The sequence below is a fragment of the Hathewaya proteolytica DSM 3090 genome, from assembly GCF_900142225.1.
GTDB classification, from domain to species: Bacteria; Bacillota; Clostridia; order Clostridiales; family Clostridiaceae; genus Hathewaya; species Hathewaya proteolytica.
Genome location: NZ_FRAD01000007.1, coordinates 81,696 through 91,623, shown reverse-complemented (window position 1 = coordinate 91,623; position 9,928 = coordinate 81,696). Strand labels below are relative to the sequence as shown.

General features: G+C 32.5%; 10 protein-coding genes. All 10 read left to right on the top strand.

Annotated elements, in window-relative coordinates:
* Positions 1–1,064 precede the first annotated feature (1,064 nt).
* The 10 genes from BUA73_RS04990 (at position 1,065) to BUA73_RS04950 (ending at position 9,890) form a co-directional block, all read left to right on the top strand.
* Positions 1,065–1,940, top strand: coding sequence for a tyrosine-type recombinase/integrase (locus BUA73_RS04990; protein ID WP_072903044.1), 876 nt, complete (start codon positions 1,065–1,067; stop codon positions 1,938–1,940).
* A gap of 14 nt (positions 1,941–1,954) precedes the next feature.
* Positions 1,955–2,341, top strand: coding sequence for a hypothetical protein (locus tag BUA73_RS04985; RefSeq protein ID WP_072903042.1), 387 nt, complete (start codon positions 1,955–1,957; stop codon positions 2,339–2,341).
* A gap of 26 nt (positions 2,342–2,367) precedes the next feature.
* Entirely contained in the window at positions 2,368–2,499 is a 132-nt protein-coding gene (locus BUA73_RS14500; RefSeq protein ID WP_278319404.1) for a hypothetical protein, read from the top strand.
* Between the two features lie 920 nt (positions 2,500–3,419).
* A complete protein-coding gene (locus BUA73_RS04980) occupies positions 3,420–4,649 on the top strand; it encodes an IS110 family RNA-guided transposase (protein ID WP_072903040.1) in 1,230 nt (409 codons plus the stop codon).
* A 174-nt stretch (positions 4,650–4,823) separates the two neighbouring features.
* Positions 4,824–5,096, top strand: coding sequence for a hypothetical protein (locus BUA73_RS04975; protein WP_072903037.1), 273 nt, complete (start codon positions 4,824–4,826; stop codon positions 5,094–5,096).
* 1 nt (position 5,097) lies between these two features.
* Positions 5,098–5,586, top strand: a complete 489-nt coding sequence (locus BUA73_RS04970) for a hypothetical protein (protein WP_072903034.1) — start codon at positions 5,098–5,100, stop codon at positions 5,584–5,586.
* Positions 5,587–6,424: 838 nt separating this feature from the next.
* The gene (locus tag BUA73_RS04965; RefSeq protein WP_072903032.1) at positions 6,425–6,841 is read left to right on the top strand and encodes a HutP family protein; all 417 of its coding nucleotides are present in this window, start codon (positions 6,425–6,427) and stop codon (positions 6,839–6,841) included.
* A gap of 310 nt (positions 6,842–7,151) precedes the next feature.
* Positions 7,152–8,174, top strand: coding sequence for an ABC transporter substrate-binding protein (locus BUA73_RS04960; RefSeq protein ID WP_072903030.1), 1,023 nt, complete (start codon positions 7,152–7,154; stop codon positions 8,172–8,174).
* Positions 8,174–9,112, top strand: coding sequence for an ABC transporter permease (locus BUA73_RS04955; protein ID WP_072903028.1), 939 nt, complete (start codon positions 8,174–8,176; stop codon positions 9,110–9,112). Before BUA73_RS04960 ends, BUA73_RS04955 begins: the two co-directional genes overlap by 1 nt.
* Positions 9,096–9,890, top strand: a complete 795-nt coding sequence (locus BUA73_RS04950) for an ABC transporter ATP-binding protein (protein ID WP_072903025.1) — start codon at positions 9,096–9,098, stop codon at positions 9,888–9,890. The genes BUA73_RS04955 and BUA73_RS04950 overlap by 17 nt, the downstream gene beginning before the upstream one ends.
* Positions 9,891–9,928 lie beyond the last annotated feature (38 nt).

Sequence of the window (9,928 nt, the reverse complement as noted above, 5' to 3'; positions counted from 1 at the left end):
ACTGTTAAAATACAACAAGAAGTTCACTGCATAATATTAATAATGTAGTGAAAGAAGTTAAAAAGGTTAATGTTTCAGTAATTGGAGCATTAGTCTTTTTTTCATTTACTGAAATATTTATAAAAGCCAAGATAACTAGGATTAAAAACAAAAGTAAGCTGATAAGCTAGGAAAACCTAGGTTCAATAATTCCACTTGAAAGTTAATGGAATTAAGAACAATAATATATACAGCATAGAATCTTTAGTAGTTGAACAGATAACAACATCTGATTAAGGACTTCCTAGCTAATTAAGTCTAGTGACTTCAGATGCCAGTAAAACGAGGATAGAAGATATGTGTAGGTTGATAAGCCAGGAAATCCTAGGCTCAATAATTCCACTTAAAAGTTAATGGAATTGTGAACATAATATATGTAGTAGAAAAGCACTAAAAAATAAAAAGAATTGATAGAATAAAACATATAAATAGGATAGCTGAATAGAATAACTAGAGACTTGGAACTCGGAACTAGAAAATTGTAACGGGGGGTAGGGGGGAATAAGGACTTGAAAGAATTGAAATAGATAAATAAAAATCTATTTCAATAAAAATAAATAGGATAAAGGAAGTTGAAGGAATGATAAATAAGAACTAATCAGAATAAAGAAAAGTTAAGTAATTAATAGGTAAAAGATAATTAATCAAGAAAGATAATAAATGTAATTGATTAAGAAGAAGTAATAAATGTATCAGTTAAAGAAAATCTAATCAATGTAGAAAATATAATTAAATAACCAATCAGTAAAATAATAAAATTATTCAATGAAATAAATAACTGAAAATACAATTCATCAATCAATAGAACTATAGTAAAAAACAACGATAATACATCAGAAAACAGAGAATTTATAAAATGTGAATAACAGTAGCATTCAGATTGAAAAGCTGTAAATAATGGCTAATTCAACTGAATTTAAAATAGATGATAAATATATATTATAAATGTGATAAAAGGGTTAATGTTTCTAATCAAGGAAGCATTAACTCTTTTCTATTTAAAGAAATTGAAGGGAGTAAAGATTATGTGTCAATTAATTGAAGATTTCAAGATAAACCTAATTGAAGATGGTAAGAGTGCTAAAACAATAGAAAGCTATGTTGGAGACATTAAAGCATTTAAAGAGTTTCTAGGAAGTAAAGGAGTTGAATTTAATGGTACGTTACAACGATTCTACGTAGTAAGCTACAAGAATTTTCTAGTAGAGAATAACTATGAGGTAGCAACAATCAATAAAAAGATAAATAGCATTCATGCATTGAATAGATACCTTGTAGCAACTGGTGAGATGAAAGAAATAGTTGTAGAAAATTCTAAGGACAGAGTAAAGATAGCCTATGGTTCAGAGAAACAAGTGGAAGTCTATTCAGATAAGGAGGTTGATAGAATACTCTTCTATATTCAGAACGAGTCTAAAGTAAGTAAAAGAAATAAGGTAGTTGTGATGTTACTGCTTTATACAGGAGTTAGAGTAAGTGAATTATGTAGCATTAAGATTAAAGACATTGATTTCTTGAATTACTCAATAAAGATTTACGGTAAAGGAGGAAAGTTTAGAGAAGTACCACTTAAATTCGATTTAGCTGATGTAATAAAGGAATACATTAAAGATAGAGATTACAACCTAAAAGATTCAGAATATCTAATAATAGGTCAAAGAGGAGCATTAAGAAGGGATGCTATAAACACAATGCTTGAAAGATTAACTGAGGAGATAGGAATGGTAAATAAATTAAAGCCTCACACCTTTAGACATACCTTCTGTACAAGGTTAATAAATAGAGGAGTACCAATTTCAACTGTAAGTAAACTAGCAGGTCATAGCAGTGTAGATACTACTGCAACATTTTACATTAACAGTAGCAGAGAAGAAAAACTAAAAGCAGTAAATCTACTTTAGGAGTGATTAAAGAAATGATAATAATAAATACATTAGAGGACATAGAGAAATCCGAGATAACTCCAAAGGAGTTGAAAGAAGAAATACTACAACATTTTCAAGAAATAGCTCAAAGTGTTGTAGATAAATACTGGGAGATGTACAACCTAAAAGAAGTTGGAGACATTGTAGTTCTTGAAGATGATGATTCAATAGAAGCTTTAGATAGATACAATCTAGTAGACAAGAAATCTAAGAAAATAACATCCATACCAGAGTTCACAGAAATAATTGTAATAGGTGATGTTGAGATAATGAAAACAACATTTATTCTAGGAGATTCCTTCGGAATAACTCTATACCATAAAATCGGTAAACTAGGCACAGAAAACGAAGATTTTCTAAAGCAATATAAAATATAGGAGGTAGAGAAAAAGTGGAAATAGTCATGCTAATTGCAAGAATAATACTACTAATATTAAGTGGAATGTCATCAGTTGGAGCAGTTGAGGAAGTAGCGAAAGCTAGTGGTGTAGCATCAGCAACCTTGTGGAGTAAGCTACCTAGTAGGTTCAAGTAGGGCGTAATAGGGCAGATGTTGGACGGATTGTGGGAAGATAAAACCTAGATAAATCAATGGGTTGGTTGGATGGGCACATTAAACTAATAAAAATTCAGTTAAAATTAATTGAATAAATACTAAATAATAAAAGAAAATTTATTAAGTAATACTCCCATACGCCCTAAGTCAGTAAAATCAATAGTTTCAGAAAATAAACTACGTCCCATGAGCGTCCTGAAAGCACCCAACTATAAAATGTAAATATCGTCATAACCATAATGTCGTCATGTCAATAGTGACGATATTTTCAGTTGTAACATGGTAACTGGAAATTAAAAAAAGAGACTATAAAGAAAAATAAAGTGTAGAAAGGAGCATTAAAGAGGAATAAAGAAAAAATAAAAGATATCAAAAATAAAATCATTATAAAGTAGTAAAATTGAAGATTTTTACCCTAGGAAGTCCTTAACTGGAAATTGTAGAACAAGGACAAGCTAAGGAAGTCTAGTGACATTATAAACATAGGTAAAATCAAGGTTTAAGTATGAGAAATATTTTTCAATAGCAGATATACTAAACCTAAAAGAAATAGTAACTAATGCGGGAGTGGGTAACCCAAGTAAGACATTCAATAGTGATTTCATTGAAAGCTACAAGGTCATAAGTGATTCTTAGCTTTAGCATATAGATAGAATTGTAATAGATATAACTATAATTGCTAAAGGTTTAGAAGAACTTACCCAGGAGCGTGCAGATGTTGGCGAAGAATTGAGCCTTACATATGCTAGCTATCGGATTACCTCTAGCAGAACAAGAACGGATTGGCTTTCGCCCCCATGCACGATAATTTTCTAGTAACATTGCTAGTAAGTTGATTGAATGCTTTAAACTGAGGTTGCCTGCGTTCCTGCATGAATAATGAATAGGAGTGAGTAGATATGCATAAGAAGCAAAATCATATATATGTTGGATTAGACTTACACAAGGATACCCATACCGCTGTTATAATAGACTGTTGGGAGGAGAAATTAGGCTCAATAACCATTGAGAATAAGCCTTCTGATTTCACAAGACTAATGAATAAAGTAAATAAGATTGCAGGTGATTTAATACCAGTATATGGACTTGAAGATGTTCATGGTTACGGTAGAAGTCTAGCAGTATTTCTAATAGAAAGAGGAATGATAGTAAAGGAAGTTAATTCAGCACTTTCATACATGGAAAGAATGAGTTACCCTACTACTCAAAAGAGTGATGATTGGGATGCTAGGTGCATTGCATCAGTACTTTTAAGAAAGTTAGATACACTACCAGATGCTAATCCACAAGATTTATACTGGACTATAAAGATGATGGTTAATAGAAGAAATTCAATTGTAAAATCAATAACTAATTTAACCAATCAACTTCATGAGAACTTAAACTATAATTACCCAAGCTACAAGAAATTTTTTTCTGATGTAAATAGTAAAACTGCATTAGCATTCTATGAGAAATACCCATCACCGAAACACCTAAAAGGTGTAACCGATGAAGAACTAGCAGAGTTTTTAAGAAAACCTAGTCATAATAGTTGTTCTATAAGAAAGGCTAAAGAAATTTTACACATTGTAGAAAGTGATGGAGATACAACAAGAGAATACCAAGAGTCTAGAGATTTCATCATTCAGAGCATTGTAAGAGACATTGCCTTCAAGAGTGAGGAAATCAAAAAAGTTGAGGTAGAAATGAAAAAGCTACTAAAACTACTAGACCTAAAGCTAGAAACAATTCCAGGAGTAGATACAGTAACTGCAATAGCACTAGTTGCTCATATAGGAGATATTAAAAGATTCCGTAATGCTGATAAGCTAGCTAAGTTTTCTGGAATAGCACCAGTAAATTTCAGTTCAGCAGGTAAAGGAAAAGATAAAAAGAGTAAACAAGGTAATAGAGAACTTTACGGAGTGTTTTACCTCCTAGCAGTGCAACAGATTCAAGTCTCTAAGAAAGGAACTCCTAGAAATCCAGTTTTCCTAGAGTACTACAAGAGAAAAGTTTCAGAAGGTAAAACTAAGATACAAGCATTAGTGTGTGTAATGAGAAGGCTTAACAACATCATATATGGGATGATGAAGAATAAGACTGAATATGTCATGCCTAGTGTAGAAATAAAAGAAGTAGCATGATAAAATAGTGGTAACTGGTGGTAAAAGGCTAGTTATCACTAAAATATTGATATATATAGTTTAAGCCCCAAGGGGGCGGCAGAAGCTAATTCTACAGCACAGAGGATAAAAAATGCCGCTCAAAAAAGTTTTGACTACGCTGTAGAAAATCCGAGAAAGCAAGGATTAAATAGAATGCAATTAGGTAAAGATGCTGAAGTACAGGCAACAAGATGGACACGTAAATGGGCAGAAAGAAATGGAATAGATTTAAGTGAAGAGGGACTTAGATTTCAGGTTAGAGGAGAACATTCTATTCCAGATGTTGTATATGAACCTACTAAAGACATTTTAGATTTTAAATTGACACCAAAAGCAATAAGAAAAAAACAAAGTAATAACTTTAAATCAGATTTTCCTGGATACTCAATTGATTATATTTTTGGTCCAGGTCCATGGAGGAAATAATATGAATATAGAACAAGCATATGTAAAAAGTACATCAAAGGAAGATGTCATAAGAATATTAGAATTAAGATTAAATAATAAACTAGAAGAGGTTGGAGTACAAATAGATGTAGGTTTACCAAGTTCATATGATGCAATTATTGCAAAAGATTTAAAAAGAAAAATAGCAATATCTAATTCTAGTAATGGATGGATTTCGATTTTAGAATCAAAAGAAGTAAATGACTATAATATGTTACTTCAACTTTCAAAAGATTTAAATACAGAGGTATTAGCTTTAATGTTTTCAGATGTAACAGGAGCATGGGGATTTGCTGAATTTATTGAAGGAAAAGTAGCTAAAAGTTATTTTAGTGAAGAAGATGATGAAATTGAAGAGTTTATTGCTAATAAATTAGATGAGAAAGGTATTGATATACCGATGTATATGTTTAGAGAAGTGGTAAGTAAGAAAGCAGAAGGATGGAGTATTATAAAAAAATTAAGCTAACAATAATAAATATAGGGTAACTGCAAAATCTAATGCTAATTGACTACAAAAAAGAATTTTAAGCAAAGTTGTATTAATGATAAGCAATATAAAGATATTAATAACTGCATAATTGTAATAATGCATTGAAAAGATGAAATGAACCAGCTGAATTTAAGTAAGCTGGTTCATTATTTTTTTTAGCAGTTAACATAAGTACATCATTCAAGAGAACTACATTAAAAAGCAACAATAACACTTCAGAAAACAGAGATTTAAAAGACTGTGAACAAGAGTGGCATTAAATTTTAAAAGTGTTGAATAAAGGCTAAAACAACTGATTTAATAGAAATTGATATGTGATTAAAATCTTTTTAGCAATATCTCAAGTATAAGCATCTGATAAAGGACTTCCTAGCTAATTAAGTCTAGTGGCTTTAGATGCCAGTAAAATGAGGATAGAGGGTATATGTAGGTTGATAAGCTAAGAAATCCTAGGCTCAATAATTCCACTTAAAAGTTAATGGAATTGCGAACATAATATATGTAGTAGAAAAGCACTAAAAAATAAAAAGAATTGATAGAATAGAACATAATAATAAGATAGCTGAGTAGAATAACTAGAAACTTGGAACTCGGGACTATGAAATTGTAAAGGGGGGTAGGGGGGAATAAGGACTTAAAAGAATTGAAATAGATAAATAAAAATCTATTTCAATTAAAGATAATAAAACTCAGACTAAAAATGTAATAGCTGCCCTAGGGGGAAAAGTGAGAATACACATAGAGTACAATTTTAGTAGATAATATCTTTTCTTTCGTATATAATAAAACTAAGAATGAAGAAAAGAGGTAGAGTATGGAGTATACTAGCGTAGACGTTGCCAAGGTGTCTATAAAAATGGCCATATCCACAAGAGAAGATGAGAAGATTCTTACGGAGAACTATAAAAGAGATAATGTTTTAACTGCTGCTGTGGATGTGGGTGGCAATATAAACAGTTCAATTCCCAAGGTAATAGAAAGAGCATTGGTGGCAGCAAAAAGAAGCGGAGTTATAAAGGATTACCATGTGCACGATGGTGCTGTGGCAGGTGCTACTAGGGAGGCTTTATTTTATGTAATGGAAAAGGCTAATGGGCTCAGTGTAGGTGGAAAAATTGGCATTGCAAGGTATAAAGAGCATTTAAGTGTGTGCGTTTTTATGAGCATAGGACTTTTACATCTAAACGAAGTAGTTATAGGAATTGGGCATAGATCTATTCCAGATTTATAATACAATTATGTATTGACTTTTCAGTCTTTTTTCAATAGAATTAAAGTATATTAATTATGTAGAATTGTAGAATGGGTATTAAATTGTAGGGTATTAAAAAAGTAAAGTAAAATCGTAGCATAGTAGAAATGTAGGAGATAATTTAAATTTATTGTCGTAAAAGATAAGGGAAGCAATGTGCCAATAGGGGTACATGCTGTCTTTCTTGTGGACAATATGTTTAAAATGTGAATTTATATCTCCTCACGAAGGAGATTTTTTTATTGCCTTTTCAATATGGTACTCATAAATAGAATTGGAGGATGGTAGCATGGTAAGTAAGAAAATATCAAAATTGGTGGCAGGATTAATGGTTATGTCTACTCTGTGTTTTACAGCATGTAATTCCAGTGAAAATGGAACTACTGTAGAGGGTAAAGCTACAAGCAAGGATGCAAAGAAAATCGGAATAACACAAATAATTGAACACGCTGCTTTAGATGAAGCTAGAGAGGGATTTATTGAAGGATTAAAGGAAGCAGGTTATGAAAACGGAAAGAATATAACAATAGATTTTCAGAATGCTCAAGGCAATGCGATGACAGCTAACACCATTGCACAGAATTTCGCATCTGATAAAAAGGATCTTATATTTGCTGTGGCAACGCCAGTAGCTCAGGCAGCATACAATGCAACTAAGGACATTCCTATTGTCTTTACGGCAGTGACGGATCCTGTAGATGCAGGTATAACAAAGTCCTTTGAAAAACCAGAAACTAATGTAACTGGAACATCGGATAGGGCGCCAGTAGAAGAGCAAATAGAGTTGTTGAAAAAGGTTATGCCAAATGTAAAAAAAGTAGGATTTATATACAACACAGGAGAGGCCAATTCTCTAGTTCAATTAAAAGATTTAAAAGCAATATGTTCAAAAAATGGCATAGAAGTTATTGAAACAGGAATTACTTCAGTTAATGAGGCAGCTCAATCTTTATCTTCCATACTTGATAAAATAGATGTACTTTACACTCCTACGGATAACATGGTAGCTTCATCAATGCCACTTATTACTGAGAAATGTTTCGAAAAGAATATTGGAGTTTTTGGAGCAGAAGCTGCCCACGTAAAGGGTGGAGCATTTATGACTAAGGGTGTAAACTATAAGCAGTTAGGAAAGGAAGCAGCTGCTAAGGCTGTAGAGATATTAAAGGGTAAAAAACCATCTGAAATAGCTGTAACATGTCAGGAAAAATTTGAAATAGCTATAAATGAAGATGCAGTAAAGAAATTGAATCTTACAATACCAGAAGATGTTATTAAAGAAGCAGTGAAAATTACGGGAGGTGTTAAGTAATGATAATTGGCACTTTAGAGCAAGGTTTAATTTTTGCATTAGTGGTCATAGGTGTGTATATAACATATAGGATTCTAGACTTTCCGGATTTATCTGTTGATGGAACTTTTCCATTAGGAGCTGCTGTTGGGGCTATATGCCTTAACAGAGGCATGAATCCATTTTTAGCATTGCTTATGGCATTTCTTGCAGGTTGTGTTGGCGGTGGAATGACAGCTTTCCTCCATGTAAAATTGAAAATCAGCAGTCTATTGTCGGGGATTCTTGTAATGATAGCATTGTACTCCATAAATCTTAGGATTATGGGAAAGTCCAATATACAGTTTTTTGCTTTTGATAAGGTTTTTGACCACGGAACATTTTTAAATGGGGTTTCAGGGGCTATAATAAATAAACTAGTCATAGTTTTTATCTTTGTTTTAATAGTAAAGGTATTAATGGATTTATTTTTGAAGACAAAGTTAGGATTTTTGCTTAAGTTTGTGGGGGATAATGAAACACTGGTTACTACTCTTGGTGTAAATAAGGATACAATAAAAACTATGGGCCTTATGCTTTCAAATGGTATAGTAGCTTTGGGAGGTGCATTGCAGTCACAATACGGTGGTTTTGCCGATGTAACTATGGGTACAGGTGTTGTGGTTACAGCGTTGGCTGCGGTGATTATTGGTGAGGTAATGTGCAAATTGTTTAAAAGGGCAAAGGGGACAACCATTGCCATAACTGGCGCTGTTGTATATAAGATAGTAGAAGTTGCTGCCCTTAGAATAAAGGTTTTGGAGGCATCGGATTTTAAGCTTATAACAGCGATTATTGTAATAGTAGTATTGGGTATAAATAATACCAACTTTACTTTATTTAAGAAAAAACAACCTTTTAAGGCTGCAGAAGGTCAGTTAGATGGAAAGCAGGGTGAGATGATTGCTTCGAGTAGATAACTTACACAAAACCTTTAATAAAGGTACAGTTAATGAAAATAAACTTTTTTCAGGTGTTAATTTGCATGTGGAAAAAGGAGATTTTATTACTTTGATAGGAAGTAATGGCGCGGGAAAATCTACACTTCTCAATGTTATAGCAGGAGCCATTCCTCTTGATTATGGAAAGATAACTCTTGATGGAAAGGATATAAGCAAGCTAAAGGAATATAAAATCAATCAGGAAATAGCTAGAGTATATCAGGATCCCACAAAGGGCACAGCCCCTTCCATGACTATTCTTGAGAACATGTCTATGGCATATAATAAGGGTAAGGGATTTGGATTAAGTTCTGCTATAAATAAAAGCAATACAGATTATTTTAAAACCTTACTTGAACCATTGAATCTAGGCTTGGAAGATAAAATTCACAATAAAGTGGGATTGCTTTCTGGAGGACAAAGACAGGCATTAGCTCTTATCATGGCAGTGATGAATGCACCAAAACTATTGCTTTTAGATGAGCACACTGCAGCACTAGATCCAAAGACTTCGGAGAAAATCATTGAAATATCTAATAAAGTCGTTCAAGAAAAGAATATAACAACTCTTATGGTGACTCATAATCTAAGACAGGCCATTGATATAGGCAATAGACTGATTATGATGCATAGAGGGGAAATTGTTGTAGATGTAGCAGGGGAAGAAAAGAAAAATTTAACCGTAGACAAGGTTCTTCAGTATTTTGAGAAAAATAGCTCCGGAGAGGGAGTCAGTGATAGAATGCTTTTTGCGTAAAATAAATAGGGTGTGCAAAATTAAAAATCTTGCACACC

Coding starts and splice junctions, on each gene's coding strand:
- BUA73_RS04990 (WP_072903044.1), top strand. CDS start 1,065: ATGTGTCAATTAATTGAAGATTTCAAGATAAACCTAATTGAAGATGGT.
- BUA73_RS04985 (WP_072903042.1), top strand. CDS start 1,955: ATGATAATAATAAATACATTAGAGGACATAGAGAAATCCGAGATAACT.
- BUA73_RS14500 (WP_278319404.1), top strand. CDS start 2,368: ATGCTAATTGCAAGAATAATACTACTAATATTAAGTGGAATGTCATCA.
- BUA73_RS04980 (WP_072903040.1), top strand. CDS start 3,420: ATGCATAAGAAGCAAAATCATATATATGTTGGATTAGACTTACACAAG.
- BUA73_RS04975 (WP_072903037.1), top strand. CDS start 4,824: ATGCAATTAGGTAAAGATGCTGAAGTACAGGCAACAAGATGGACACGT.
- BUA73_RS04970 (WP_072903034.1), top strand. CDS start 5,098: ATGAATATAGAACAAGCATATGTAAAAAGTACATCAAAGGAAGATGTC.
- BUA73_RS04965 (WP_072903032.1), top strand. CDS start 6,425: ATGGAGTATACTAGCGTAGACGTTGCCAAGGTGTCTATAAAAATGGCC.
- BUA73_RS04960 (WP_072903030.1), top strand. CDS start 7,152: ATGGTAAGTAAGAAAATATCAAAATTGGTGGCAGGATTAATGGTTATG.
- BUA73_RS04955 (WP_072903028.1), top strand. CDS start 8,174: ATGATAATTGGCACTTTAGAGCAAGGTTTAATTTTTGCATTAGTGGTC.